At 64.3% G+C, this 25175-nt stretch carries 25 protein-coding genes; 11 read left to right on the top strand and 14 right to left on the bottom strand.

Features of this window, described 5'->3' with window-relative positions; genetic code table 11:
* Window positions 1–91 precede the first annotated feature (91 nt).
* The 3 genes from ACN9M1_RS04675 (at window position 92) to ACN9M1_RS04665 (ending at window position 2552) form a co-directional block, all read left to right on the top strand.
* Window positions 92–982, top strand: coding sequence for an AraC family transcriptional regulator (locus ACN9M1_RS04675; protein ID WP_426397811.1), 891 nt, complete (start codon window positions 92–94; stop codon window positions 980–982).
* 35 nt (window positions 983–1017) lie between these two features.
* A complete protein-coding gene (locus ACN9M1_RS04670) occupies window positions 1018–1650 on the top strand; it encodes a DUF2968 domain-containing protein (RefSeq protein WP_426397809.1) in 633 nt (210 codons plus the stop codon).
* Between the two features lie 182 nt (window positions 1651–1832).
* Entirely contained in the window at window positions 1833–2552 is a 720-nt protein-coding gene (locus tag ACN9M1_RS04665) for a hypothetical protein (RefSeq protein ID WP_426397807.1), read from the top strand.
* 38 nt (window positions 2553–2590) lie between these two features.
* Here ACN9M1_RS04665 and pcp read toward each other — a convergent pair whose 3' ends face one another.
* The 9 genes from pcp to ACN9M1_RS04620 form a co-directional block, all read right to left on the bottom strand.
* The gene (gene pcp, locus ACN9M1_RS04660; protein ID WP_426397805.1) at window positions 2591–3238 is read right to left on the bottom strand and encodes a pyroglutamyl-peptidase I; all 648 of its coding nucleotides are present in this window, start codon (window positions 3236–3238) and stop codon (window positions 2591–2593) included.
* A gap of 78 nt (window positions 3239–3316) precedes the next feature.
* A complete protein-coding gene (locus ACN9M1_RS04655) occupies window positions 3317–4342 on the bottom strand; it encodes a TRAP transporter substrate-binding protein (protein WP_426397804.1) in 1026 nt (341 codons plus the stop codon).
* 344 nt (window positions 4343–4686) lie between these two features.
* Window positions 4687–5709, bottom strand: a complete 1023-nt coding sequence (locus ACN9M1_RS04650) for a DUF2891 domain-containing protein (RefSeq protein ID WP_426397802.1) — start codon at window positions 5707–5709, stop codon at window positions 4687–4689.
* A gap of 9 nt (window positions 5710–5718) precedes the next feature.
* Window positions 5719–6705 carry a DUF979 domain-containing protein gene (locus tag ACN9M1_RS04645; RefSeq protein ID WP_426397801.1) on the bottom strand — a complete coding sequence of 329 codons (987 nt, stop codon included), beginning with the start codon at window positions 6703–6705 and terminating at the stop codon, window positions 5719–5721.
* Window positions 6702–7433, bottom strand: a complete 732-nt coding sequence (locus tag ACN9M1_RS04640; RefSeq protein ID WP_426397799.1) for a DUF969 domain-containing protein — start codon at window positions 7431–7433, stop codon at window positions 6702–6704. Before ACN9M1_RS04640 ends, ACN9M1_RS04645 begins: the two co-directional genes overlap by 4 nt.
* 61 nt (window positions 7434–7494) lie before the next feature.
* Window positions 7495–8238: a 5-oxoprolinase subunit PxpA gene (gene pxpA, locus ACN9M1_RS04635; RefSeq protein WP_426397797.1), complete on the bottom strand. Its 744-nt coding sequence runs from the start codon at window positions 8236–8238 to the stop codon at window positions 7495–7497.
* A gap of 17 nt (window positions 8239–8255) precedes the next feature.
* On the bottom strand, window positions 8256–9305 hold the full coding sequence (locus tag ACN9M1_RS04630) for a biotin-dependent carboxyltransferase family protein (RefSeq protein WP_426397795.1): 1050 nt from the start codon (window positions 9303–9305) through the stop codon (window positions 8256–8258).
* Entirely contained in the window at window positions 9302–9949 is a 648-nt protein-coding gene (pxpB, locus tag ACN9M1_RS04625) for a 5-oxoprolinase subunit PxpB (RefSeq protein WP_426397793.1), read from the bottom strand. The genes ACN9M1_RS04630 and pxpB overlap by 4 nt, the downstream gene beginning before the upstream one ends.
* 268 nt (window positions 9950–10217) lie before the next feature.
* Window positions 10218–11441: a multidrug effflux MFS transporter gene (locus ACN9M1_RS04620; RefSeq protein WP_426397791.1), complete on the bottom strand. Its 1224-nt coding sequence runs from the start codon at window positions 11439–11441 to the stop codon at window positions 10218–10220.
* A 511-nt stretch (window positions 11442–11952) separates the two neighbouring features.
* Between ACN9M1_RS04620 and ACN9M1_RS04615 the strand changes: the two genes are divergently transcribed.
* The 5 genes from ACN9M1_RS04615 to ACN9M1_RS04595 all read left to right on the top strand — a co-directional run bounded on the left by ACN9M1_RS04615 (window position 11953) and on the right by ACN9M1_RS04595 (window position 17201).
* A complete protein-coding gene (locus tag ACN9M1_RS04615) occupies window positions 11953–13467 on the top strand; it encodes an ABC transporter ATP-binding protein (RefSeq protein WP_426398798.1) in 1515 nt (504 codons plus the stop codon).
* Window positions 13460–14569, top strand: a complete 1110-nt coding sequence (locus ACN9M1_RS04610) for an ABC transporter permease (protein ID WP_426397790.1) — start codon at window positions 13460–13462, stop codon at window positions 14567–14569. The genes ACN9M1_RS04615 and ACN9M1_RS04610 overlap by 8 nt, the downstream gene beginning before the upstream one ends.
* 23 nt (window positions 14570–14592) lie before the next feature.
* Window positions 14593–15513, top strand: a complete 921-nt coding sequence (locus ACN9M1_RS04605) for an ABC transporter permease (RefSeq protein ID WP_426397788.1) — start codon at window positions 14593–14595, stop codon at window positions 15511–15513.
* Window positions 15514–15587: 74 nt separating this feature from the next.
* Window positions 15588–16745 (top strand): BMP family ABC transporter substrate-binding protein, encoded by a 1158-nt coding sequence (locus ACN9M1_RS04600; protein ID WP_426397786.1) that lies wholly within the window; start codon window positions 15588–15590, stop codon window positions 16743–16745.
* Between the two features lie 159 nt (window positions 16746–16904).
* Window positions 16905–17201, top strand: a complete 297-nt coding sequence (locus ACN9M1_RS04595) for a YkvA family protein (protein WP_426397784.1) — start codon at window positions 16905–16907, stop codon at window positions 17199–17201.
* 9 nt (window positions 17202–17210) lie between these two features.
* On the opposite strand, the gene ACN9M1_RS04590 is transcribed toward ACN9M1_RS04595, so the two are convergent.
* From ACN9M1_RS04590 to ACN9M1_RS04575, 4 genes are read right to left on the bottom strand one after another with little or no spacing between them, the layout of a single operon-like run.
* On the bottom strand, window positions 17211–18191 hold the full coding sequence (locus ACN9M1_RS04590; RefSeq protein ID WP_426397782.1) for a quinone oxidoreductase family protein: 981 nt from the start codon (window positions 18189–18191) through the stop codon (window positions 17211–17213).
* Complete coding sequence (locus ACN9M1_RS04585) at window positions 18188–18622, bottom strand: methylglyoxal synthase (protein ID WP_426397780.1); 435 nt, start codon at window positions 18620–18622, stop codon at window positions 18188–18190. The genes ACN9M1_RS04590 and ACN9M1_RS04585 overlap by 4 nt, the downstream gene beginning before the upstream one ends.
* A gap of 10 nt (window positions 18623–18632) precedes the next feature.
* Window positions 18633–19424, bottom strand: coding sequence for an SDR family oxidoreductase (locus ACN9M1_RS04580; protein WP_426397778.1), 792 nt, complete (start codon window positions 19422–19424; stop codon window positions 18633–18635).
* A 13-nt stretch (window positions 19425–19437) separates the two neighbouring features.
* Window positions 19438–20361, bottom strand: a complete 924-nt coding sequence (locus ACN9M1_RS04575; protein ID WP_426397777.1) for a DMT family transporter — start codon at window positions 20359–20361, stop codon at window positions 19438–19440.
* 219 nt (window positions 20362–20580) lie between these two features.
* Between ACN9M1_RS04575 and upp the strand changes: the two genes are divergently transcribed.
* A complete protein-coding gene (gene upp / locus ACN9M1_RS04570) occupies window positions 20581–21231 on the top strand; it encodes a uracil phosphoribosyltransferase (protein WP_426397775.1) in 651 nt (216 codons plus the stop codon).
* A 71-nt stretch (window positions 21232–21302) separates the two neighbouring features.
* On the opposite strand, the gene ACN9M1_RS04565 is transcribed toward upp, so the two are convergent.
* Window positions 21303–22871 (bottom strand): helicase HerA-like C-terminal domain-containing protein, encoded by a 1569-nt coding sequence (locus ACN9M1_RS04565; RefSeq protein WP_426397773.1) that lies wholly within the window; start codon window positions 22869–22871, stop codon window positions 21303–21305.
* Window positions 22872–23043: 172 nt separating this feature from the next.
* On the opposite strand from ACN9M1_RS04565, the gene ACN9M1_RS04560 reads away from it, so the two are divergent.
* On the top strand, window positions 23044–23769 hold the full coding sequence (locus ACN9M1_RS04560; RefSeq protein ID WP_426397772.1) for a YebC/PmpR family DNA-binding transcriptional regulator: 726 nt from the start codon (window positions 23044–23046) through the stop codon (window positions 23767–23769).
* An 85-nt stretch (window positions 23770–23854) separates the two neighbouring features.
* Window positions 23855–25123 carry a phosphoribosylamine--glycine ligase gene (gene purD / locus ACN9M1_RS04555; RefSeq protein WP_426397770.1) on the top strand — a complete coding sequence of 423 codons (1269 nt, stop codon included), beginning with the start codon at window positions 23855–23857 and terminating at the stop codon, window positions 25121–25123.
* Window positions 25124–25175: the final 52 nt, after the last annotated feature.

Here is a 25175-nt window from a genome sequence, read left to right as displayed (position 1 = left end):
CGGCGCCCTGTGCGCCGTGGGGTCACTATCGCGCGTGCACGACAAGACGTGATAACGTCATTTCGACAGAAACTATTGAAAACCCGCCACCATGCATGCCCACGCCATCCGCGCCGAGGAGCAACAGGCCGTCATGCAGGACTACAGCGACCGCGCCGACGGCCCGGAAGTCATCGCCATACGGGGCAGCGCCAACAGCAACGCCGAGCTGCAACTGGGCACCCGCGAGGTCGGCTGGCATCGCCATGTGCGCGGACAACTGTTCTGCGTGGAAAGCGGGCTGATGCACGTGCGCACGCATCGCGGTTCATGGTTGATGCCGCCGCATCGGGCAGGCTGGATCCCACCAGGCGAAGTGCATCGCGCCGCGATCAGCGGTGTGATGAGCGGCTGGTTTGTGCTGGTTGCGCCCGAGCAATGCATGGCGCTGCCCGACCGCCCATGCGTGGTCGGCATCAGCGATGTCATGCGCGCGCTCGTGGAGCGCGCCGTGACGTGGCCCGAACGCGATCACCTGAATCCGGAACGCACGCGCATGGCGGCCGTCCTGCTCGACGAACTGCGCCACGCGCCGCACGAACCGCTGCACTTGCCGCTGCCCACCGATCGACGTCTCGTGCGCATCGCGCAAGGCATCTTCCGCGCGCCCGACGACACGCGAACACTGGAAGCCTGGGCGGAGTGGGCTGGCGTATCGCCGCGCACCATCAACCGGCTGTTCCTGGCTGAAACGGGCATCGGCTTTGCACAATGGCGACGCCAGGCGCGGCTGGTGCATGCGCTGGAGCGATTGGCCGCCGGTGAGCCTGTGGCCAACGTGGCAGAGGCACTGGGCTACGCGTCGCCCAGCAACTTCATCGCCATGTTCCGCCAGTACTTTGGCGAATCGCCCGCGCGCTACTTCGGCCGTCGTGAGGCATCAGGCGCGGCCTCCGCAGATACCACAAGCCCGGAGGCCGGCAAGTCTGCGGGGCAAAGCTGATATAGTCGCGTCGGCTCCGATTTCTGACTTCTGCAATGTCCTTCGTCTTCCGCCGAACCGTTCTCACGCTCGTCGCCGCGGCTTCTGTTGCGGCTGCTGGGTTGGCTCATGCTCAAACCTCTGCGCCGCAAGCGCCCGCTGCCCCCACAGCCGCGTCGGGCGGTACCGTGGCCGAGCTACAGCAATTGCTGGCACAAAAGCGCCTGACGGAGTTGCGCACGACATACAACGGCGATTACGGCACGAGCCTGCTGCTCGTGAACGAAGACACCACCGCTTACGTCGCCCTGTCATATCGCAAAGAATTGTGGCGCGTGTACAAGTTTGCGTCTGTGGCACCGGCGGAAGGCGCGTATGAAACGCTGGTGCGCCAGACCCGTACGTGGGCCGAAGACGATCTGCGCCGCGCCGTGGCGGCCGGACAGAAAGCCCAGCTTGAACGTGAAGCACAGGCTGCCGAACAGCGCGCCGCGTCGCTCGGCCAGGAAGTGCGCATCATGCAAGCGCAGCGCCAGAAGATGCTGGAAGAACAGCAAAGCATGCGCCAGCAAACCCAGGCGCTGGACGTCGAGCGCCGCGCCTACAAGGCCCAGATCGATTCGCTGCAGCAGCAGATCCGCCTGCTGGAAAAACAGCTCAACGACCCACATTGGTCGCCCACGCCGTAACTTCTTACGTGCCCCCTCCCCCTGGCTTGCTGCCGCGCGGCAAGCCCTGGTCACCCCGTATCGGCACACTTGTCCATAGATTTAGGACCAGTCCGATCGACCGCTTTCCACCCGACTCTTAGCATCTCAGTTGTTCCCGCAGACGGCTCGAACGCCATCTGCGGCCATCTGCGGAGACGGATTTGGATTCCCTCAACTTCACCATCGACGGACACCTGGGTATACCGGGCTTCGTGCGTGTACCGCCTCCGTTTGGCACGCCGCGCGATGCCGTGCGCGCGATCAAGGCTGCCCAGGCTCGCATATCCGGAAAGCCGACCCTTGGGACGCATCCGGAAGGCGTGCAACTGGCGCCGGCACCCTGGCGTCGGCGCATGACGGTGATTGCCATCGGCGTGACGTGCACGGTGGCCGCAGCCCTAGTTGGGTCCTATACGGGGCAGCGTCGGCAGCCTCTACCTCATTTCGATCAGGCGCCCATCGCTGCCATCGCACAACCGTCGGCCTCAGTCGTTCCGTCGGCGACGCCAGCCGTGGACGCAGCGCCAACTGAGGTCGGCAATGAACATGTAGCAACGCGGACTGAAGCCAGCGCGACGGCTTCCGCGACAGCGGCGCCGCCGGCAACCGCAGCCGCCGACAGCCCAGTGGTATCGCTCACCGCGCCCGCCGCAGCAAAACCGTCGGTAAAGGTGGACAAACCGCGTACGCTTGCACGGGTCAGCCGCCACACCGCAGCACCAGTCACCTCGGCACGCCCGGCGACTCCGACCTATGAAGAGAACAAACCGATCGAAAGCTACCGCGCCATGACAGAAGCCTTCCCGATCGCCTCCGGCTGCGTGGCGCCCACCGAACCGGTGCGCATCGAGCTGCAACGCCATACCCGCCTGACCGACTGATCCGGCGGTACCTCACCACCCGAAACGGGCGGCGGTTGCTAATGCAACTGGCCGCCCGTTTCGCGTATGTCTTGTGCGTTTCGCAGTGTGGTTTCAATGACGATGCGCAGCCCAGCGACCAGGACGTCGTGCGCCATGCTGGGCTGGCCGGGGTGCTTGGCCGCCTGCGAGGGCAGATAGGGGATGTGGAGAAACCCGCCGCGCGTCGGCAGCTTTTGACGGGCGATGGCGTGCATCAGCCCATAGAAGACGTGGTTGCAGAGGAACGTGCCTGCCGTCTGCGACACCGCCGCCGGAATGCCGCCTGCGCGCAAGTCGCGCACGATGGCCTTGATCGGCAGCGTGGAGAAGTACGCCGCCGGCCCATCGTGCTCAATGGCGACGTCGATCGGCTGCTTGCCGGCGTTGTCGGCAATGCGCGCATCGTCGACGTTGATGGCGATGCGCTCGATCGACATCTCGGCGCGGCCACCGGCTTGGCCCACGGCGATCACCACATCGGGGTGCAGCGTCTGCAGCAGCTTGCCGAGCACCTTGTTGGATTCACCAAAGACAGTCGGCAACTGGCGCGCCATGATGTCGGCACCCGCGATCCCCTGACCGTCGAGGGTGCGCACGGCTTCCCACGACGGATTGACGGGTTCGTTCTCGAATGGATCGAACCCCGTGACGAGGACGGTAGGCATGACGTTCTCCTGCAGCTGCATCCATCAACAACGATGATAGATGCCCGCTGCACATCATGCCCAGGCGCGGCAAGGGCCTTACTTGGCCTTGCTGCGCTTGTTCTCGAAGCTCAACAGGATGTCGACTTCTTCCGTGCCCGCGGTGTGCAGCCATTCGCGCGTCAGGCGTTCGCCCAGGCGGCGCATGTCGCCCTGCAGGTTCACGTCGGGATTGATCACGCGTACGCCGGTCTTGGCGAGTTCGGCTTCGTCGTGCTCGTACGTTTGGCGGCTGGTCTCCCAACCGCGCGCCTCGTAATCCTTGGCGAGCTTGAGCACCGTCTGCTGCACGGCCGGCGGCAGCTTGGCAAAGCGCGCTTCGTTGACGAACACGGCGTTCTTCGGAATCCACGCATTGACCTTGTAGTAATAGGTCATGCGTTGGCCGGCCTTGGTTTCCAGACCGGTGGACGGCGAAGTCAGCATTGTGTCGATGCGGCCCGCGCCGATCGCCGCGCTCAAGTCAGGTGCTTCCACCTGCACAGGCTGCGCGCCGTAGAGTTCGGCGATGCGCTTTTGCGCAGCGTTGTAGGTACGCAAACGATGTCCCTTCAGGTCGGACAACCGCGCAATCGGCGTTTCGGAATATAGGTTCTGCGGCGGCCAGGGCACGGCGTACAGCAGACGCAGGCCGTTGGCCTTCATCAGCGCCTCAACCTTGCTGCGCGAGGCGTCCCACAGCAGGTGCGCGTCGTTGTAGCTCGACACCACGAACGGGATCGAATCCACGCCGAATAGCGCGTCGCGCTGCGCCAGCGTGGAAAGCATCACTTCGCCCGCTTCCGCCTTGCCGTCCTTCACGCCGTCGAAGATGGTCGCGGCCTTGAGCAGCGAGCCATTCGGATACACCTCAAGCTTGAGTCCGCCATTGGTGGCGCTGTTGACGGCACCGGCGAAAGCCTGGAGGTTTTGCGTATGGAAGTTGACGGCCGGGTACGGCGTGGCCACGCGGAACGTTTCGGCGCCGGCTTGCGCGGCAGAAAACAGCGTCAATGCGCTGGTTGCGAGAACACAAAAAAAGCGGCGTCCCGACATGGAACGGCCGCCCGTCATCTGGCTGCTCATTGAATCCCCCCGGAGAAGAGCGCGATGCGAGATCAACGACCGCACACCCCTTTGGGCCCGGGTGGCGATCACGTGGGCGGCGCCCGCCGGCATCAGATTGACCAGCGTGGCGCGCGCTGCACGCGTCGCGCATTAGACACGATTACTGCAGCCTCAGGAAGTCCAGCCGCACGATATTGGCTGCATGCAACAGCAGTGCGGGTTGGGGGTTGCGCTTTGATCTCGGTGCGCTTATCGGGCCAATCCAGCAACGCCTTGCACGATGCTGAAATTGGCCGCCGCTCCGTTAGCGGCACATTTCGCGTGCGTCTTGCCCTCTGGAGGCGGTCAACGAGCGTGCCACGTCAATGAACCGGCTCCAGCGCCAACATAGCGAAAGTTGCCAGCCAATGCTCACCGGCATATTCACCACTGATCACATGCGGCAGCCCAGCCTCAATATGGAGCTTTGCGGCTTGATCCAGCACAGCCTTGGCGGGCGCGCTTTCCGGAAGGCGCCCGGCAATCCGCTTCATGCACCAGGCTCGGCTCAGGTTCAAACCGTTCAGGTGGGCGATCTTGGGGTCACTATGGTCGCTGACATGCGCGGGTGCCAGAAGGCGATCGATATGGCCCGGCACTGGCAGATACTGAGCAAACCAGCCAGCAAACTCGCTGGCCGGCAGCACATCCGACATCAGCAAGGCTTCCGTCAACGCGGCTGACAGGAACTCGTCGCCGCCCGGTTCGTAGTTCGCCGGGTAGTTGGTGTCTTCCGCGTAATAGCGGCGCGAGGCGGAAACCACCAGTGCTTCCAACTCCGTATCGCTGCGATGGCGCGCGAAATCCAGAATCAGCTTCAACGCGAAAGCGCTGTTGTAATGCGTGCCGACCCGGATCGGATAGCTCAGCTTGGTGAAATAGCTGAGGATGCGGCTGCGGATTTCTGCCGTCAGCGGCTCCATGGCGGCCAGCCACGTTTTGGCTTTGGGATGCTGCCAGATATCCAGCTCCTGCGCCAATGCCATGACCCAGGCGAAGCCGTATGGGCGCTCAAACGATGTGCGCCCCGGCGCCTGGAAATACGCGCACTCCTTCTGCATGTTCTCGACAGTGAAGTGCTCGTCAAACAGCGTCGTAATGGCATCCTGCTGCGGCAGAGACGGATACAGCCTTGCACAGCGCGCCAGCAGCCAGTAGCCATGCACCGCCGAATGCCAGTCGTAGCAGCCGTAGAACACCGGATGCATGTCGCGCGGCGAGCGCACATCCTCTGCCCCATTCAGCAGATGCATGATGTGGTTCGGATACTCGTGATACAGCGAGCGCAGCGGCAGTGCTGCCAGATCTGAAGCCTGCTTGACGGTGAGTTCGACGGTGAATGGCATGGCGTCTTTCTAGCGGAAAACCAGGAAATACATGAGCAGAATGTTGGCGCTCAGCAGCACCAGCGCGGTCGGGATCTGCGTCTTGATGACGAGATACTTGTCCTTCAACTCCAACAACGCGGCCGGCACGATGTTGTAGTTGGCGGCCATAGGGGTCATCAATGTCCCGCAATAGCCGGCCAACATGCCGATGGTCACCAGCGGCGCAGGATCGGCGTGCTGACCAACCACCAGCAGCGGCAGCGCAATACCGGCCGTCAGCACCGGGAATGCCGCAAACGCATTGCCCATGATCATGGTGAACAGCGCCATGCCCACGCAGTAGATCACCACCAGCAGGAAGCGGTTATTCGGATCGGCAAACAGGCTCACGATGTCCTTCACCGATTTGCCGGTCTGGGCCGCCACAAACACGCCACCCAGCATCGCCAGCATTTGCGGCAGCACTGCAGCCCAACCGATCGAATCCAGCAAACGCCGCGACTCACGCACCGCGTGCAACGGCGACCCACCGGTCAGCCCCCAGCCAACCAGGATGGCAAACACACAGCTCACGCAGAGCGCGGTCAAGGTCAGTTGCTTCTGATCCAGGATGTACATGCCACCCACGGAGACACCCTTGAGCAACAGCGTGCAGAGCACCGTGATGAGCGGGATCAGCAGCGCCGGCACAAACAGCTTGTTGCGCAGCTTGTTCGCCGAGGCGTGGAGCTGTTCAGCGGTGCGCTGTTTGTACGTGCCGATCGACAGCAAGCCCGCACCGGCAATCAACGAGATCGCCAGAACGATCACCCCGACAATGCGATACGCCATCGGCTTGCCGAGCGTTGAAACCATCAAGTCGCTGAACAGAAAGACAAAGCCGAACAGGAACCAGAACAATGCCGTCGTCAGGCGTTTCGGGTTGCCCTTGTCGCGCAGCATCATGCCAACCAGCAGCATCACGATGAAGCCGATCAGATAGAAAACGGTATTAATGGTCAGCAGTGTGCTCATGCTGTCACCTCATTCGTCTTGGAGGGATTGGCTTGTTTCCAGGCCTCGACATCGCGCTGGATGCTGGCGTCCAGCCGTACCAGGCGGAACATGTGGATGAGGAACGCCGCAATGGCGGTGGGGATCGCCCACAGGCCGAGGTGCAGGGGCTCTACGCCAGCAATGCCGTTTTCCTTGAGGAAGGCGTCCATCAGCAGCACGGCGCCGAAGGCGATAAAGATATCTTCACTGAAGAAGATGGCGATGTTGTCGCAGGCCGCACAGTGCGCGCGCAGTTTGTCGCGGATCGGCTGTGGCAGATCGCCGTGGCGTGCGGCTGCAGCGCCTTCCACCATGGGCGCCAGCAATGGCCGCACGGTTTGTGCGTGACCGCCGATATAGGTCAGGCCGAGTGCACCCAGCGCTTGGCGCACCACGAAATACAGCATCAGGATGCGGGCGGAGGTGGCGCTCGCCATGCTGGAGATCCAGTCCTGCGCACGCTCTTTCAGGCCGTAGCTTTCCAGCAGACCGATGATCGGCAGAATCAGCACGTACACGGCCAGCGACCGGCTGTTGATGAACTTCTCGCCGAAGGTTTCCAACAGCGTGCCAAGGTCCATGCCGACGGACAGCCCCGTCGCCAGCCCGGCCACGGTCACCACCAGCAGTGGATTGAATCGCAGGACGAACCCGACGATGATGATGACCACCCCAATCAGTGGCCATAGATTGACTGCCGTACTCATGTGGTGCTTCCCCCCAAGTTGCTATCAAAAAGCCCCGCATGGAAGTTGCGGGGCCCGTATCTCAGGCGCCGGCGCTGACAGCGATGCCTTCGCTGCCCAACCGTTCCCGAATGCGTCGCGCGAACGCCAGCGCATGCGCGCCGTCGCCGTGCAGACAAACCGTTTCCGCGCGGATCGGAACCCACGTGCCATCAATGGCCTTCACGCGCTGTTCGCGCACCATCGTCAGCGTCTGGTCCAGTGCCGCGTTCTCATCGTCGATCAGCGCGCCGGGCGTGCCACGCTTCACGAGTGAGCCGTCCGCGTTGTAACCGCGATCGGCGAACACCTCTTCCTTGGCGTGCAGGCCCAACTCACGCGCGGCCTTCACCAGCTCACCGCCCGCCAAGCCAAACACCACCAGCGACGGATCGAAATCACGAATAGCGCGCACGATGGCCATGGCCAGTGGCCGGTCTCGCGAGGCTTGGTTATACAGCGCACCATGTGCTTTTACGTGGGCCAGCTTGCCGCCTTGGGCGCGCACGATAGCCGATAGACCGCCGATCTGGAAGAGCACGCCCGCGTAAATTTCTTCCGGAGGCAGGTGCATCTCGGTGCGGCCAAAGTTTTCGCGATCGGGGAAGCTCGGATGCGCGCCGATCGACACGCCCTGGCGTAGCGCCCAGGCGGTGGTCTGGCGCATCGTGTTGACGTCGCCGGCGTGCCAACCGCACGCGATGTTGGCTGAACTCACCAGCGCGAGCAGCGCTTCATCGGTATCGCAGCCTTCGCCAAGATCGGCGTTCAAATCAATTGCAGTCATGATTGTCTTCCGGTACGTCAGGCGTTCAGTCTCGTTTTGGCCGCGCGCCGCGCGGTGGAGAGAATGCCCTGGCGCTGCCAATCCAGCGCGGTTTCGATTTGCTGCAGATAACGGGCCACATCAGCACGGGCGGCTTCGGCCTCTTCCAGTGTCACGCGCTGGAAACGCACGCGGGTGCCCAACGGAATCTGCGCCAGGCGCCACTGGTCGGCCAGGATGACGGTGCCGATTTTCGGATAGCCGCCCGTGGTCTGTGCGTCGGCCATCAGCACAATCGGCTGGCCCGAAGGCGGTACCTGGATCACGCCCGGCACCACGCCGTGCGACAGCAGATCGCCGCTGCGTTGCTTCTTACGCTTGAGCTCCGGCCCTTGCAGGCGGAAGCCCATGCGGTTGCTGTTGGGGGTGAGCGTCCAGTCGGATTCCCAGAACGCGGCTTGTGCCTCGGCGAGGAAGTCGTCGTACTCGGGGCCGGGCAGTACGCGAATGACGGGCGTGTCATCCTGCGCACGGTCGAACGTCCAGCGCGCGGCCTTCACGGCGACGGCGTCCCCGCTGATGTCGGGCGCGTAGGTGGTATCAGCGGCCAGTACAGCCAGCTTGTCGCCGTCCTTTAGCGGACGCCCTTCGAAGCCGCCGAAGCCGGCCTTCAAGTCGGTGCTGCGCGAGCCCATCATCTCCGGCACATCGATGCCACCGGCCACGCACAGATAGGCACGCACACCGCCCTGCGCCACGCGCAAGGTCAGCGTCTGGCCGCGCTGCACGGGGATGACGCGCCAGGCATGGACGGGGGTGCCATCGAGCGTGGCCCGGCAGTCGGCACCGGTCAGCGCGATCAAACCATTGGCGTGGAAGCGCAGTGTGGCGTTGCCGAGCGTGAATTCGATGCCCGCCGCATCACTGCGGTTGCCGACCAAGCGGTTGCCGACATATAGCGACAGCGGATCCAGCGCGCCCGACGTGCACACGCCAAAGCGGCGATAGCCCGTGCGGCCCAGGTCTTGCACGGAGGCCAGCACGCCGGCCCGCACGATCTCGATCATGGGTTGTGGTTTGGCACTCATGCGCGCACCTTCGAGGCGACAAAACGGATACGGTCTCCGGGTGCCAGCAGCGCGGGGGGATTACGCTGCGGCATGAAGAGCGCCGCGTCCGTGCGGCCAAGGAGTTGCCAGCCGCCGGGGGATGCAGCCGGGTAGATGCCCGTCTGCTCGCCGCCGATGCCCACCGAACCGGCCGGCACGGCCATACGCGGCTCCGCGCGGCGCGGCGTGGCGAGCGACTTGTCGAGCCCGCCCATATAGGCAAAGCCCGGCTGGAAGCCCAGGAAATAGACGATGTATTCGGGCGCGGTGTGACGGCGCACCACTTCGGCCGGAGTCAGGCCGGTGTGCTTGGCGACTTCGCGCAGGTCGGGGCCTTCGTCACCGCCGTAGGCGACTTCAATGTCGACGAGCTTGCCGTCGGCCACCAGGGCTTCGCTTTCTTCCCAGGCTTCGCGCAGGCGCGTTTCCAGCACGCGCACATCTGCCTGGGGCCCGAACACGAGCGTCAGGTTGTTCATGCCTGGCACCACGTCAATCACGCCCGCCCAATGGGACGCCCGCGATGCCATGGCCCAGATACGCTGCTGGCAATTCAAGGTCGCTGGCGGCGGCACTTCGCACAACAGCGCCAGTTCGCCCAGCCGATGAATCGTGCACTGCAACTTAACCCCCGGGGTCTGGTGTGCTCTCGGTTGCCGGCAATCCGGAAAACGAAGCGCGATTGAAAACGAAAGCGATACGTTAATAAAACGTTGATAAATTCTATATAAGAACTAACCCTTAGCTCGCGGATTGGGCATCCCGCCCGCTTGTGGTGCGGGCAGGCGCCGTTCTCATGATAGGAAAGTGCTCGCCGGGCAGGGGCAGCGTGTTATGCACGCGCCATATGAAACCCTGACGACAGCGAAGATGCTGTGCCGGTGCGGCCGGTCAGCGGGCCGCCTGTTGGCCTTCGTGGCGCGTGGCGTGCAAACCCAGCCACAGGGCCAGGATGGAGCAGACTGCCATCATGCCCAGCAACGGTGCAGCGGTCTGGCCGATGGCGGCAACCACCGTGCCGGTGACCATGCCCAAGCCAAACTGCATGGCCCCCATCAGTGCGGAGCCGGTGCCGGCACGGGCGCCCTGCCCGGCCATCGCCAGCGCGCCCGTGTTGGGCGAGATACAGCCGATGGCAGCGACGTAGCAAAACAACGCCGCCAGGACGAGCGGCAGCGGCATCCAACCCGCCATCGCGGCCGCGGTCGCCAGCACGCTGGTCACCACGGGAATCCACAACGCCCGCCGCAGCACGCGCGCCGGCGAATACTTGCGCACCAGTCGCACATTGATGCGCGAGGCCGCGATCATCCCTGCTGCGTTGCTGCCGAACACCCAGGCGTAGTGGCCCGGCGACAGCCCATAGCCATCGATCAGCACAAACGACGACACGGTGATGTACGCAAACATGCCCGACAGGAACACCGCGCCGCACCACATATAGGCCGCGTAATGGCGATCGCGCAGCAGCGCCCAGTAGTCCTGCAGTACGTGGCCGACGGCCAGCCGGCGCGCATTCTCTGGGGCCAGCGATTCGCGCATCAGATAGTGCACCGCCACCAGCGACACCACGCCAAACGCCGTCAGCAGCGCAAAGATGACCCGCCATGACGCCACCTGCAGCACCGCCCCGCCAATCATCGGCGCCAGGATGGGCGCCACGCCCATCACCAGCATCAACGTGGAATAGGCTTGCGCGGCGCCGGCCGGGTCCATGCGGTCACGCACGGCGGCACGGGCGATCACCATGCCTGCGCAGGCGCCAAAACCCTGCACGCCGCGGAGCACCGTCAGCATCGTCGCGTCCTTCGCAAAGGCGCAACCGATGGACGCCGCCACATACAAACCCAGGCCGATATAGAGCGGCGGCTTGCGGCCAAAGCGGTCACTGGCCGGGCCGTAGATCAGTTGGCCGATCGCCAGGCTGATCAGAAAGACCGTGAGCGTCAGCCCCGCCGCAGCCGACGACGTGTTCAGATCGCGCGCAATGGTGGGCAGGCTCGGCAGATACATGTCGACCGACAGCGGGCCGATCGCCGTGAGCGCGCCGAGCAGCAGAAGCCAGCCAGGAATCGGGCCCGGCATGCGGGACCGTGCGGGAGTGGGAGCAGTCATGAGGGGAAAAAAACGAGACGCGACAGCAGGCGTGAACCCATGCCGGAGCAAACCTCAGACTGTAGCGCAAAGCGACAGGCCACGCCTGCGCACCGGTCAAGTGCAACGCAGCCTGCGCGCCCCAGCCGGGGGCCCGCCGTGCCACCTGCATACATCAGCATGACAAGCTAGATACGGCAAATCGGCCCAATTGGCCCGGCACGGGATTTGCACTCCGCCACCCCTCGTATGGGGCAAGCATCGACGGGCCGAAATCGGGTTCCGGCATGGTGCCGAACGATATACTTTACCGTTGATGGCAAGCATCACCAGACCATGATGATTGTTGCGATGCGTCGCGGCGAATCTGCATCGCGCATGGGTAACGACCGGCAATCTGAGAAGCGTCGTCAACGCAAATAATGAGACCGCCTCCGCAGCCCGCATGACACATGCGGCTCGCGGTGAGCGGCAGGAAACCACGAGCCAACCTGTTGTGACACAACTTCCACCGCGCCTGTCATTGACAGGCATGACCAAGCGCTACCCGAGCGTGGTCGCCAACGATGGCGTAAGCCTGACCGTCGCGCCGGGCGAGATCCACGCCGTGCTGGGTGAAAACGGCGCCGGCAAATCGACGCTGATGAAGATCATCTTCGGCGCCGTGCAGCCCGACGCTGGCGAGATGCTGCTCGATGGCCAACGCGTCGAGATCGCCAACCCGCACCAGGCGCGCGCGTTGGGCATCGCCATGGTGTTCCAGCACTTCTCGCTGTTCGACACGCTCACGGTGGCCGAGAACATCCTGCTCGGCCTGCCTGCGGGCACCGATTTGCGCGACGTAGCCGAACAGGTGCGCACCACCGGCGACAAGTACGGCCTGCCGCTGGAGCCGCATCGCCATGTGCATACGCTGTCCGTGGGCGAGCGCCAGCGCGTGGAAATCGTCCGCGCACTGCTCACCAAGCCGCGCCTGTTGATCCTCGACGAGCCGACCTCGGTGCTGACGCCACAAGCCGTCGAGAAACTTTTCGTGACGCTGCGCCAGTTGGCCGCCGAAGGCACCAGCATCCTCTACATCAGCCACAAGCTCGACGAGATTCAGGCCCTATGCCACACCGCCACGGTGATGCGCATGGGTAAGGTCACGGGCGTGTGCGACCCGCGCCAGGAAACGGCGGCCTCGCTCTCGCGCATGATGATCGGCGGCGAGCCCCCGCGCGAACTGCGCCCGCAGACCACGCCGGGCGAGGTACGCATGGAAGTCGCCGGCCTGTCGCTGCCCAAGGCGCACGCCTTTGCGACGGAGCTGCGCGACATCGCCCTGCAATTGCGCAGCGGCGAGATCGTCGGCATCGCGGGCGTGTCGGGCAACGGTCAGCAGGAGCTGCTGGCCGCGCTGTCCGGCGAAGACACACGTGCCTCGGCCCAGACCATCAGCATCGGCGACGAGCCGGTCGCCAAGCTGGACCCACGTGCGCGTCGCAAGCGCGGACTGTCGTTCGTGCCGGAAGAACGCCTGGGGCGCGGCGCGGTGCCGTCGCTATCGCTGGCGGCCAATACGCTGCTCACGCACCAGCGTGCGCCGCAGGTGCGTGGTGGGCTGATCGACAAGACCGCCGCCGCCAAGCTGGCGGCCAAGATCATCCAGCGCTTCGGCGTGAAGGCCGGCGGCCCGGATGCGTTGGCCAAGAGCCTGTCGGGCGGCAACCTGCAGAAATTCATCGTCGGCCGTGAAATCGAATGCGCGCCGCGCGTGCTCATCGTCGCGCAACCCACCTGGGGCGTGGACGTGGGCGCGGCGGCACAGATCCACAACGAAATCCTCGCGCTCAAGGCCGGGGGCTGCGCCATCCTGATCGTGTCGGAAGAACTCGACGAACTCTTTGCGCTGTGCGATCGCCTGCACGTGATCGCCAACGGGCGCCTCTCCCCCTCCACCCCCACGCACGCCACCGACCGCGAACAGATCGGCCTGTGGATGAGCGGCATGTGGGACAAGGCCCCGGCTTCGGTAGCCGCATCCGCGGAGGTGGCCCATGGCTGAAGTCATGCATGGCAGCCGCCTGGCGCTGCCGGTCTCGCTGGAGCTGCGCGCGATTCCGTCGCGCACGATGGCCTATGCCTCCCCGCTGATTGCGCTGGTGCTGACGATGGTGTTCGGCCTGTTGCTGTTCGCGCTGCTGGGCAAAGATCCGGTGGCCGGCCTGCGCGTGTTCCTGATCGAACCGCTGGTCAGCAAACGTGCGATTGGCGAGGTGCTGCTCAAGACCGTGCCACTGGTGCTGTGCGCGCTGGGGCTGTCGGTGTGCTACCGCGCCAACGTGTGGAACATCGGTGCGGAGGGGCAGTTGATTGTGGGCGGCATCTTTGCGGCGGCCACGATCATTTACTTCGACACGCCGACACCCGCCATTCCGGGCGGCTTTGCGCTGGTGCTGGCCATCATCGCAGGCTTGATCGGCGGTGCGCTATGGGCGGCAATCACCGCCCTGCTGCGCGATCGTTTTCATGCCAACGAGATCCTGGTCTCGCTCATGCTCACGTACATCGCGCAGTTGCTGTTGCTGTACATGGTCAATGGGCCGCTCAAGGACCCGAACGGCATGAACTTCCCGCAGTCGATGGTGTTCGACAGCGCCTTCGTGTTGCCTACGCTGATGGCCGGCACGCGGCTGCACGTGGGCTTCCTGTTCATGCTGGTGATGACGGCGGCAATGACGCTGTTCGTGTTCCGCAGCTTTGCGGGCTACCGGTTGCAGGTGGGCGGGCTGGCACCGCAGGCGGCGCGCTACGCGGGCTTCTCGTCGCGTAAAGCGCTGTGGACGGCGCTGCTGATCTCGGGCGGGCTAGCCGGCATTGCCGGTGCCTTCGAGGTGACAGGCCCGATCGGGCAACTGCTGCCGTCCATCTCTCCCGGCTACGGTTTTGCTGCCATCGTGGTGGCGTTTGTCGGGCGGCTGAATCCGGTGGGCACCGTGCTCGGGGCAATCGTGATGTCGCTGTTCTATATCGGCGGTGAACTGGCGCAATCGCGCTTGGGCCTGCCGTCGGCCATTACCGGGGTGTTCCAGGGGATGCTGCTGTTCTTCCTGCTGGCCTGCGACACGCTCATCGAATACCGCCTGCGCTGGCGCGCGCACCACTGATCGGGCCGAGAGAGAAACGAAACATGGAAAGTCTTGCTCCCCTGATCGCCGCGTCGATCAACGCCGGCACCCCGCTGCTACTGGCCGCACTCGGCCTGCTGATGAACGAACGCTCCGGCGTCCTGAACCTGGGCGCCGAGGGCATGATGCTGGTGGCTGCCGTGGTCGGCTTCATGGTCGGCTACCAGACGCAGATTCCGTTGCTGGGTTTTGTGGCTGGTGCGGTGGCCGGCATGGTGATGGCGGCCCTCTTTGCCTGGCTGGCGCTGGTGCTCGTCACCAACCAAGTCGCAACCGGTCTCGCCCTGTCGATCTTCGGTACCGGGCTGTCGGCCTTCATGGGCCAGCGCTTTGTCGGCATGTCACTACCGGCGCAGGCGCATGGCATTCCAGGGCTGGAATCGATCCCGTTTGTCGGCCCCGCCCTGTTCGCGCACCACTGGATGGTCTATTTCAGCCTGCTGCTGTGCGGCGCGATTGCGTGGTTCCTGTTCAAGACGCGCGCGGGTCTGACGCTGCGCGCGATTGGTGAATCGCCGGAATCGGCCCACGCACTGGGCTATCCGGTACGCACCATCCGCTTTGGCGCGCTGCTGTTCGGCGGTGCGTGCTGTGGGCTGGCGGGCGCGTATCTGTCACTGGTCTACACGCCGATGTGGGTGGAGAACATGGTCGCCGGCCGCGGCTGGATCGCCCTGGCGCTGACCACCTTTGCCACTTGGCGCCCGCTGCGCATCCTGTTCGGCGCGCTGCTGTTTGGCGGCGTGACGATCCTGCAGTTCTACCTGCAGGGAATGGGCGTGTCAGTCCCGTCGCAGATTCTGTCGATGGCGCCGTTTGCCGCGACCATCGTCGTGCTGGCCATTATCTCGCGCAACCCGGATTGGATTCGCCTGAACATGCCGGCATCGCTCGGCAAGCCATTCCGCCCGGGTTCTGCCTAAGCTTTTCTTTGTTCGCCTTACCTTTGTTTCTTTCGCTTCAAGACAGTCAACGAGCCACACAACAGGAGAAATCGATGAACGTTACCCGCAGGATCACGCTGGCCGCCCTGGCCGCGGGCGCTGCCCTCACCCTCTGGGGTTGCGGCAAGTCCAATGACAACGCCGCAGGCAATGCCGCCCCGGCCGCATCGTCGGCCCCCGCGGCTGCCGCACCCGCACCGGCCGCCGAGCCGCTGAAGGTCGCGTTCGTCTACGTCGGCCCGGTGGGCGACGCAGGCTGGACGTACGCCCACGACGCCGGCCGCAAGGAGGTCGAAGCCAAGTACGGCGACAAGGTGAAGACGTCCTTCGTTGAAAACGTGCCCGAAAGCGCAGCCGACGCAGAACGCGTGTTCCGCGATCTGGCAACGCAAGGCAACAAGGTCATCTTCGGCACCAGCTTCGGTTTCATGGAATCGATGCTCAAGGTCGCCAAGGAATTCCCGGACGTGAAGTTCGAACACGCCACGGGCTTCAAGACCGCCGACAACCTCGGCCAGTACGACGTGCGCACGTATGAAGGCGCCTACCTCGCAGGCGTGGTAGCCGGCAAGATGAGCAAGTCGGGCAAGCTGGGCGTGGTGGGTTCGGTGCCCATCCCCGAGGTGATCCGCAATATCGACTCGTTCACGCTGGGCGCGCGCAGCGTCAACCCGAAGGCCACCACCCGCGTGGTGTGGGTGAACAAGTGGTTCGATCCGGGTAAGGAGCGTGAAGCGGCAACCACCCTCATCGGCCAGGGCGTTGACGTGCTGATGCAGAACACCGACTCCGCTGCCGTGGTGCAGACCGCGCAAGAGAAAGGCGTCTACGCCATCGGCTGGGACAGCGACATGACCAAGTTTGGCGAGAAGGCCCACCTGGCCGCCTCGATGAACAAGTGGGGCGTGTACTACACCAAGGTTGTCGGCGACGTGCTCGAGAACAAGTGGAAGCCCGAGACCATCTGGTGGGGCCTGAAGGAAGGCATGATCGACCTGGGCGCCTACAACGCCGTGGTGCCGGAAGACGTCAAGGCACTGGTCGAGACCAAGAAGAAGGGCATCATCGACGGCTCGGCACCGATCTGGAAGGGTCCGCTGAAGGACAACACCGGTAAGGAAGTCCTGCCCGCCGACAAGGTCGCCGACGACGGCTTCCTGCACGGCATCAAGTTCTACGTGGAAGGTGTGGAAGGCAAGATCCCGGGCTAAGCTGCGTCCGATTCAGTAGAAAAGCCGGCCCTCTTACGAGGTGCCGGCTTTTTCATGGGCGCTCGAATCTTGAAAACCAGGCCAATTCCCCAAGCTGATACGATGGTTCGCCGGCCAAACCCCGCCATGTGACGCCGGCTTTTCATCCAGGAGCCCCTCATGTTCGGACGACTCTTCCGCCTGTGGAGCGTGGTGCGCAACGACGTGCGCCTGCTGTGGTTTGCACTGCGCCATCCCGACAAGCCATGGTGGCTCGCGCCCGCCGCGGTGCTACTGGTCGGCTATGTGGTTTCGCCGATCGATCTGATTCCGGATGTCATTCCGGTGATCGGCTGGGTGGACGACATCGTGCTCGTCCCGTTTGCGCTGCACATGCTGCTGCGCGCCCTGCCTCCACGCGTGCGCGAAGATGCGCGCTTTGCCGCCGCTCGACGAGTGACGCCGAGCGGGCGGTAAGCCCCTGCCTTACGGCAAGAGGATCGTCGAACCAGTCGTCTTGCGCGACTCGAGATCGCGGTGCGCCTGTGCTGCATCCGCCAGCGCGTAACGCTGGTGGATCTCGATCTTGACCTTGCCGCTGCCCACCACATTGAACAAGTCGGCCGCCATCGGTTCGAGCAGATCGCGGCGCGCCGTGTAGGTCATCAGCGTCGGGCGCGTGAGCTTGAGCGAGCCTTTCGCGCTCAACACGCTGATGTCGAACGGCGGCACGGGGCCCGATGCGTTGCCATAGCAGACCATCCAGCCGCGCGGCGCCAGGCAATCCAGCGAGCCGGTAAACGTGTCCTTACCGATTCCGTCGTAGACCACCGGCACACCCTTGCCGCCGGTGATGTCGCGCACACGCTCAGTGAAGTTCTCGCGCGTGTAGACGATGGTGTGGTCGCAACCATGCGCGCGGGCGAGTTCCGCCTTGGCATCGCTGCCCACCGTGCCGATCACCGTAGCGCCAAGCGCCTTCAGCCACTGGCACGCGATCAGGCCCACGCCGCCGGCTGCTGCATGAAACAGCACCGTATCGCCGGGCTGCACGCGGTAGCTGTCGCGGATGAGGTATTGCGCGGTCATGCCTTGCAGCATCATCGCCGCGCCGGTTTCGAAGTCGATGGCATCCGGCAGACGGACCAGAATATCGGCCGGCATGGTGCGCATCGCTGCGTAAGCGCCGGTCGGGCGGCCGGCATAGGCCACGCGGTCGCCAGGTTTGACGTGCGTGACGCCCTCGCCCACGGCTTCCACCACACCCGAGGCTTCCATGCCGATACCGCCCGGCAGCGGCTGCGGATACAGCCCCGTGCGGAAATACACGTCGATGTAGTTCAGGCCGATGGCGTGCTGCTTGATGGTCGCCTCGCCGGGGCCGGGCGCGGGTACGTCCACATCAACGAGCTGCATCACTTCCGGGCCGCCGGTTTCAAAGATGCGGATGGCTTTGGCTTGGGTCATGCGTGAATCTCCTTTGGTTCGGGCTGCACCAGTTGCAGGGCGGTCATCACCAGGTCGGCGGTCGACAGATTGGTGGCGCAGGGAATGTTGTGCACGTCGCACGCGCGCACCAGCGCGTTGATGTCGGGTTCGTGCGGCTGCGGCGTCATCGGGTCACGTAAAAAGATGACGGCATCGACGCGGCCTTCAGCAAGCTGCGCGCCGATCTGCAAGTCGCCGCCCCACGGGCCGGACAACATGCGCTGCACGGTCAGGCCGACTTCCTTCTCCAGCCGGCCGCCGGTGGTGCCCGTGGCCAGCAGGTCGCATTGCGAGAGAAAGGCCTGATGCGTCTGCGCGAATGCGACCATGTCATCTTTCTTGTGGTCGTGCGCGATCAGGGCGATGCGGCGGCGTTTCTGGGGAGCGCTCTCAGGCGTAAGGGTCGTCATCGTGGTTGGGTCAGAAGGTGCCAGGGTATGCGCCGCCATCCAGCAGGATGTTCTGCGCGTTGAGATAGCCAGCGTGCTGGCTGCACAGGAAGGCGCACACGGCGCCAAATTCGGCCGGTTGGCCAAAGCGCCGGGCCGGGTTGCCCTGGCGCTTGCGGTCGAAGTTTTCTTCCGCGCTGATGCCGGCGGCTTTGGCACCCGCTTCCAGGGTCTTGCTCAGGCGGTCGGTCTCGAACTGGCCAGGCAGCAGGTTGTTGACGGTCACCCCATGCTTGGCCACCTCGCGTGCGAGGCCCGCTACAAAGCCCGTCAGGCCCGAGCGTGCGCCATTGGACAATCCCAGCACATCGATCGGCGCCTTCACCGCACCACTGGTGATATTGACGATGCGGCCCCAACGGCGCTCGATCATCTTGTCGACGGTCGCCTTGATGAGGTCGATCGGCGTGAGCATGTTGGCGTTAAGGGCGGCGTTCCACGCATCGCGATCCCAGTCGCGAAAGTTGCCCGGTGGCGGGCCGCCCGCGTTATTGACGAGGATGTCCGGCGAGCCGCCCAGGCGCTCGCACGCGAGCAGCGCCTCGGCGCGGCCCTCCGGCGTGGTGATGTCGGTGGCGACGGCCTCCACGCGCACGCCGTGTGCGCTACGAATGCGATCGGCCGCGGCAAGCAACGCTTCCGCGCCACGCGCGACGATCACCACATCCACGCCTTCCGCTGCCAGTGCATCGGCACAGGCGAAGCCCAATCCCTTGCTCGCGCCGCACACCAGTGCGCGCTTGCCTTTCAAACCCAAGTCCATCCCACAGCCTCCTTTATTTGTTGGCACCACCGCGCCGAGACAGCAGCGCCATGCCAGCCAGCACCAGCGCACTGCCCGCGATCTGCCACAGCGTGATGGGCTCGCCGAGCAGCCACCAGCCCAGCAGCAACGTCGATACCGGCCCGATCATGCCCGCTTGCGACGCCACCGGCGCACCCACACGCGCCACTGCCATCATCGTCATCGTGACGGGTGCCACGGTGCAGAACACCGAATTGATGGCCGACAGCCCATACACCTGCCACGGCAACACCAGCGCATGCACCGGCCGCAGTACCAGAAACTGGATGATGCAGGCCACCGTCGACACGCACATGGCATACGCCACTAGTCGCATCGAGCCTACGCGTTTAACCAGCTCGCCGCTGGCCAGCAGATAGATACCGTAGCTGATGGCGCTGGCGAGCACCAATCCGCCACCCAGCCACACGTTGTTGCCGCCGAGGTTGAGATCGTGCGCAAACACCAGCACGATGCCGGCGTACGCCAGCGTGAGAGACACCCACTGCAGACCCGTGATGCGCCGCTTGAACACGGTCGCCGTGATCAGCAGCACAAACGATGGCGTGAGAAACAGAATTAGCCGCTCCAGCCCCGCCGTGATGTATTGCAGGCCGAGAAAATCCAGGAAGCTGGAGAGGTAGTAGCCGATGATGCCGAGCCCGACGATGCGCCAGCGGTCTGATGGCGCCAGCGGCTGCGCGCGACGGGATTGCCACCACCCCATCGCCATGAACAACGGCGCGGCGAGCAGCATGCGCAGCGTGATCACCATGACCGCATCCACTTGGTAGCGATACATCAGCTTGGCGACGATGGCCTTGGCCGAAAACAGCACCGCACCCACAGAGGCAAGCAGCAAGCCGCCAGTGTCGGTGCGTGTGGGGGTGGAAGACGCGGAAGACGCAGTGGGCACGGCGGAACGAAGGCCTATTGGAGAGCGTCGTCGATTGTATGGGAATTCAACAAAACGTTCTGGTGGCGGGTGCGCTGCACGTGGCGTGGATGGTGCTGGTCAGCGGGCCTGCCGCCGTACAATCGCGGGTGCCCCGATGAGCCAAACCGCCGATAAGCCGTTCGATTTTTCATATGGCGCGCGCCGTACAATGCGCCTTACCACCGCACACTTCTCGCCATGAAACAAGATCCGCGCTTTCCGAACCTGTTCATCCTCAATCACCCGCTGATCCAGCACAAGCTGACGCACATGCGCGACAAGGACACGTCCACGCGCACGTTCCGCGAGCTGCTGCGCGAGATCACGCTGCTGATGGGCTACGAGATCACCCGCAACCTGCCGCTGACCAGCCGCCACATCGACACGCCGATGGGTCCGATGGAAGCGCCCGTCATCGCGGGCCGCAAGCTGGCCGTGGTGCCCGTGCTGCGCGCGGGTGTCGGCATGAGCGACGGGCTGGTGGAGCTGATTCCGTCGGCGCGCATCGGCCACATCGGGGTGTACCGCGACGAGCAACACCGTCCGGTGGAATACCTCGTGCGGCTGCCCGATCTGGAAGACCGCACCTTCATCCTGTGCGATCCAATGGTCGCCACCGGCTACTCGGCTGTGCACGCCATCGACGTGATGAAAAAACGCGGCGTGCCGGATGAGAACATCCTGTTCCTGGCCTTGGTGGCCGCACCCGAAGGCGTGGAGGTGTTCCAGAAGGCGCATCCCGGCGTGAAGCTGTTCGTGGCCTCGCTCGACTCGCACCTGGACGAAAACGCCTACATCATCCCCGGCCTGGGCGACGCGGGCGACCGCCTGTTCGGCACGAAGAACTGATTACGCTCGTTTTGCGCAAACAAAAACAGCCGGCATTGCCGGCTGTTTTCTTTGGGTAGCGCCAGAAACGCTTAGCGCCGCTTCGACCCGCCCAGGATGCTGCCCAGCACGCCGCGCACGATCTCGCGCCCAATGGTCGAACCGATCGTACGTGTTGCCGATTTAGCCAGCGTTTCGACAATCGAATCGCCACGGCCCGTGCGGCCCGTACCCTTGGTCAGGATCGAGCCCACTTCGCCCAGCCAGCCGCCGCCCTGTTGCTGCGCTGACGCGGGTGCCGGAACCGGTGCAGACGCAGAACCTGACGACGCGCCGAAATCGGTGCCGATCGACCCCGGCGTCGGCGCGGGTGCCGCCCCACCGCCTGCCACGCGACCGGTCAGGATTTCATACGCCGATTCACGATCGACCGCCGTGTCATAGCGGCCCGCCACCAGCGAGTTGGCGATCAGCGCGCGGCGCTCGTCATCCGAGATCGGCCCAATGCGCGATGCCGGCGGCACGACAAACGCGCGCTCCGTGATCTCCGGGCGGCCGCCTTCATCCAGCATGGAGATCAGCGCCTCGCCCACCGCCAGTTCGCCGATGGCCTGTTCGATGCTGAATTCCGGATTCGCACGCATCGTGGTCGCGGCCGCCTTCACGGCCTTCTGATCGCGCGGCGTGAAGGCACGCAGCGCGTGCTGCACGCGGTTGCCAAGCTGGCCGAGCACCGTATCAGGCACGTCCGACGGATTCTGCGTGACAAAGTACACGCCCACACCCTTCGAGCGGATCAGCCGCACGACCTGCTCCACCTTCTGCAGCAGCGACGGCGGCGCATCGTTGAACAGCAGGTGCGCCTCGTCGAAGAAGAACGCCAGCTTGGGCTTGTCCAGATCGCCCACTTCCGGCAGATGCTCGAACAGCTCCGAGAGCATCCACAGCAGGAATGTCGCGTACAGCTTCGGCGCGTTGAGCAGCTTGTCCGCGGCGAGGATGTTGATCACGCCCTGCCCACGCACGGTCTGCATCAGATCATTGACGTCGAGCATTGGCTCGCCGAAAAACTGATCAGCGCCCTGCTCTTCCAGCGCGATCAGGTTGCGCTGGATGGCCCCGATGCTGGCCGACGAAATGTTGCCGTACTTGTTGGTGTACTCCGACGAATGCTCGCCCACGTGCTGCAGCATCGCGCGCAGGTCTTTCATGTCGAGCAGCGCGAGGCCCGAGTCGTCCGCAATCTTGAAGACGAGGTTCAGCACGCCAGTCTGGATATCGTTCAGCTCCAGCATGCGCGAGAGCATCAGCGGGCCCATGTCGGACACGGTCGCGCGCACGGGGTGACCCTTCTCGCCGTACACATCCCAGAGGGTGACGGGGCAGCCGGCCCATTGCGGTTCTTCCAGGCCGCGCTCCTGCAGGCGCGCCTTGAGCTTGTCGTTCGACTGGCCGGGCTGCGAAATGCCGGTCAGGTCGCCTTTCACGTCGGCCAGGAAGACCGGCACGCCGATCTTCGACAGGCCCTGCGCGATCGTTTGCAGGGTGACAGTCTTGCCGGTGCCAGTGGCGCCGGTAATCAGGCCATGCCGGTTGGCGAGTTGGGGCAGCAGCAGCAGCTCAGTTTTCGTGTTCTTGGCAACGAGGATGGGATCTGTCATGGCATTTAGACGGGGATCAATCTTTGGGGGCGGGCGCCTATCGCTCGACCGGATGGACGGGTCGGCGGGCGTGCGCAGCATGCTAAAATCTGCGACCGATTATAGAGCGTGCAGGTGGCGTCAGACCGCCATCTGGGCGCCAGATTCCACTGCATTCCGCTCGGAGAGTTTCATGGCCGGTCATTCCAAATGGGCCAACATCAAGCATAAAAAAGCCGCTGCCGACGCCAAGCGCGGCAAGATTTGGACGCGCCTGATCAAGGAAATCACCGTGGCGGCCCGCTTGGGCGGCGGCGATGCCGATTCCAACCCGCGCCTGCGCCTGGCCATGGACAAGGCGACCGACGCCAACATGCCCAAGGACAACATCCAACGCGCCATCCAGCGCGGCGTGGGTGGCCTGGAAGGCGCGAACTACGAAGAAATCCGCTACGAAGGCTACGGCATCAATGGCGCGGCCATCATCGTCGACTGCCTGACCGATAACCGCACGCGCACCGTGGCCGAAGTCCGCCATGGCTTTGACAAGTACGGCGGCAACATGGGCGTCGCCGGCTCGGTGGCCTTCCTGTTTGACCACGTCGGGCAGTTCATCTATGCCCCGGGCACGCCGGAAGACAAGCTGATGGACGCCGCGCTCGAAGCGGGTGCGGACGACGTCGTCACCCACGATGACGGCGCGCTCGAAGTCATCTGCCCGCCGCACGATTTCTCCAAGGTCAAGGCCGCACTGGAAGCCGCCGGCTTCAAGGCGGAACTGGCCGAAGTCATCATGAAGCCGCAGACCGAAGTCGAGTTCACCGGCGAAGATGCGGTCAAGATGCAGAAGCTGCTCGACGTCCTGGAAAACCTGGACGACGTGCAGGAGGTCTTCACCAACGCGGTCATCGGGGAATAAGCCCCGGACGCGCGCATAACGGCGATCGACCCAACCGATCGCCGTTTTTGTTTTTCAGATTTCGAATTCTTTGAGTAGGTACAGCATGAAAGTGATGGTGGTCGGTTCGGGCGGACGGGAACACGCCCTGGCATGGAAGCTGGCACGCTCGCCCAAGGTGCAGGTGGTGTATGTGGCACCGGGCAACGGCGGCACGGCGCTCGACAAACGCCTGCAGAACCTGCCGATCACGGACCCGGAAGTGCTGGCCGCGTTTGCCGAGCGCGAAGGCATCCATTTCACGGTCGTCGGCCCGGAAGCCCCGCTGGCTGCCGGCATCGTCGACCTGTTCCGCGCCAAGGGTCTGCGCATCTTCGGGCCGACCAAGGCGGCTGCACAGCTGGAATCGTCGAAGGATTTCGCCAAGGCGTTCATGCATCGCCACGGCATTCCGACCGCCAAATACCAGACCTTCAGCGATGCGGCACAAGCACATGCCTACATTGACCAGGAAGGCGCCCCGATCGTCATCAAGGCCGATGGTCTGGCTGCCGGCAAGGGCGTGGTTGTAGCGATGACGGCCGAAGAAGCGCACAGCGCCATCGACATGATGCTGGCCGACAACCGCCTGGGCGATGCTGGCGCGCGCGTGGTCATCGAAGAATTCCTGGCCGGCGAAGAAGCCAGCTTCATCGTCGTGTGCGACGGCAAGAACGTCGTGGCGCTGGCCACCAGCCAGGACCACAAGCGCCTGCTCGACGGGGACGCCGGCCCGAACACGGGCGGCATGGGTGCGTACTCGCCGGCACCGGTGGTCACGCCCACGCTGCATGCCCGCGCGCTGCGCGAAATCATCATGCCGACTATTCGCGGCATGGAGAAAGACGGTATCCCCTACACCGGCTTCCTCTACGCCGGCCTGATGATCGACGCCGACGGCAACCCCAAGACACTCGAATTCAACTGCCGCATGGGCGATCCGGAAACGCAGCCCATCATGGCGCGCATGAAGACCGACCTCTTCGACGTGCTCGACCGCGCCATCGACGGCAAGCTCGACGGCATGGAGTTGGACTGGGACCGCCGTACCGCACTGGGCGTGGTGATGGCTGCGCACAACTACCCGGATACGCCGCGCAAGGGCGACGTGATCACCGGTATTCCGAAGGAAACGGAAGACAGCGTCACCTTCCACGCCGGCACCACCCTTCAGGATGGCGTGCTGACCACCAGCGGTGGCCGCGTGCTGTGCGTCGTCGGCTTGGCTGACACGGTCAAGGCTGCCCAGCGTGCCGCGTACAACGCCATCGAACAGATCCACTTTGATGGCGCCCAGTACCGCAAGGACATTGGCCACCGCGCCATCCGCCACTAAGCGATTCCCCGCCGCGCTGATGCCCCAAAATAGGGCGGGCGCGGCATCCGTC

It is taken from the genome of Ralstonia sp. R-29, assembly GCF_049913345.1.
GTDB lineage: Bacteria > Pseudomonadota > Gammaproteobacteria > Burkholderiales > Burkholderiaceae > Ralstonia.
The sequence above is the reverse complement of the archived record's forward strand: the minus strand, read 5'-3'. Positions and strand labels throughout refer to the sequence as shown.

Bases quoted from the DNA above. Each gene is read 5' to 3' on its own strand.
- ACN9M1_RS04675 (WP_426397811.1), top strand. From the start codon at position 92: ATGCATGCCCACGCCATCCGCGCCGAGGAGCAACAGGCCGTCATGCAG.
- ACN9M1_RS04670 (WP_426397809.1), top strand. From the start codon at position 1,018: ATGTCCTTCGTCTTCCGCCGAACCGTTCTCACGCTCGTCGCCGCGGCT.
- pcp (WP_426397805.1), bottom strand. From the start codon at position 3,238: ATGCCTACCGTCCTCGTCACGGGGTTCGATCCATTCGAGAACGAACCC.
- ACN9M1_RS04655 (WP_426397804.1), bottom strand. From the start codon at position 4,342: ATGAGCAGCCAGATGACGGGCGGCCGTTCCATGTCGGGACGCCGCTTT.
- ACN9M1_RS04650 (WP_426397802.1), bottom strand. From the start codon at position 5,709: ATGCCATTCACCGTCGAACTCACCGTCAAGCAGGCTTCAGATCTGGCA.
- ACN9M1_RS04645 (WP_426397801.1), bottom strand. From the start codon at position 6,705: ATGAGCACACTGCTGACCATTAATACCGTTTTCTATCTGATCGGCTTC.
- ACN9M1_RS04640 (WP_426397799.1), bottom strand. From the start codon at position 7,433: ATGAGTACGGCAGTCAATCTATGGCCACTGATTGGGGTGGTCATCATC.
- pxpA (WP_426397797.1), bottom strand. From the start codon at position 8,238: ATGACTGCAATTGATTTGAACGCCGATCTTGGCGAAGGCTGCGATACC.
- ACN9M1_RS04630 (WP_426397795.1), bottom strand. From the start codon at position 9,305: ATGAGTGCCAAACCACAACCCATGATCGAGATCGTGCGGGCCGGCGTG.
- ACN9M1_RS04620 (WP_426397791.1), bottom strand. From the start codon at position 11,441: ATGACTGCTCCCACTCCCGCACGGTCCCGCATGCCGGGCCCGATTCCT.
- ACN9M1_RS04615 (WP_426398798.1), top strand. From the start codon at position 11,953: ATGACCAAGCGCTACCCGAGCGTGGTCGCCAACGATGGCGTAAGCCTG.
- ACN9M1_RS04610 (WP_426397790.1), top strand. From the start codon at position 13,460: ATGGCTGAAGTCATGCATGGCAGCCGCCTGGCGCTGCCGGTCTCGCTG.
- ACN9M1_RS04605 (WP_426397788.1), top strand. From the start codon at position 14,593: ATGGAAAGTCTTGCTCCCCTGATCGCCGCGTCGATCAACGCCGGCACC.
- ACN9M1_RS04600 (WP_426397786.1), top strand. From the start codon at position 15,588: ATGAACGTTACCCGCAGGATCACGCTGGCCGCCCTGGCCGCGGGCGCT.
- ACN9M1_RS04595 (WP_426397784.1), top strand. From the start codon at position 16,905: ATGTTCGGACGACTCTTCCGCCTGTGGAGCGTGGTGCGCAACGACGTG.
- ACN9M1_RS04590 (WP_426397782.1), bottom strand. From the start codon at position 18,191: ATGACCCAAGCCAAAGCCATCCGCATCTTTGAAACCGGCGGCCCGGAA.
- ACN9M1_RS04585 (WP_426397780.1), bottom strand. From the start codon at position 18,622: ATGACGACCCTTACGCCTGAGAGCGCTCCCCAGAAACGCCGCCGCATC.
- ACN9M1_RS04580 (WP_426397778.1), bottom strand. From the start codon at position 19,424: ATGGACTTGGGTTTGAAAGGCAAGCGCGCACTGGTGTGCGGCGCGAGC.
- upp (WP_426397775.1), top strand. From the start codon at position 20,581: ATGAAACAAGATCCGCGCTTTCCGAACCTGTTCATCCTCAATCACCCG.
- ACN9M1_RS04565 (WP_426397773.1), bottom strand. From the start codon at position 22,871: ATGACAGATCCCATCCTCGTTGCCAAGAACACGAAAACTGAGCTGCTG.
- ACN9M1_RS04560 (WP_426397772.1), top strand. From the start codon at position 23,044: ATGGCCGGTCATTCCAAATGGGCCAACATCAAGCATAAAAAAGCCGCT.
- purD (WP_426397770.1), top strand. From the start codon at position 23,855: ATGAAAGTGATGGTGGTCGGTTCGGGCGGACGGGAACACGCCCTGGCA.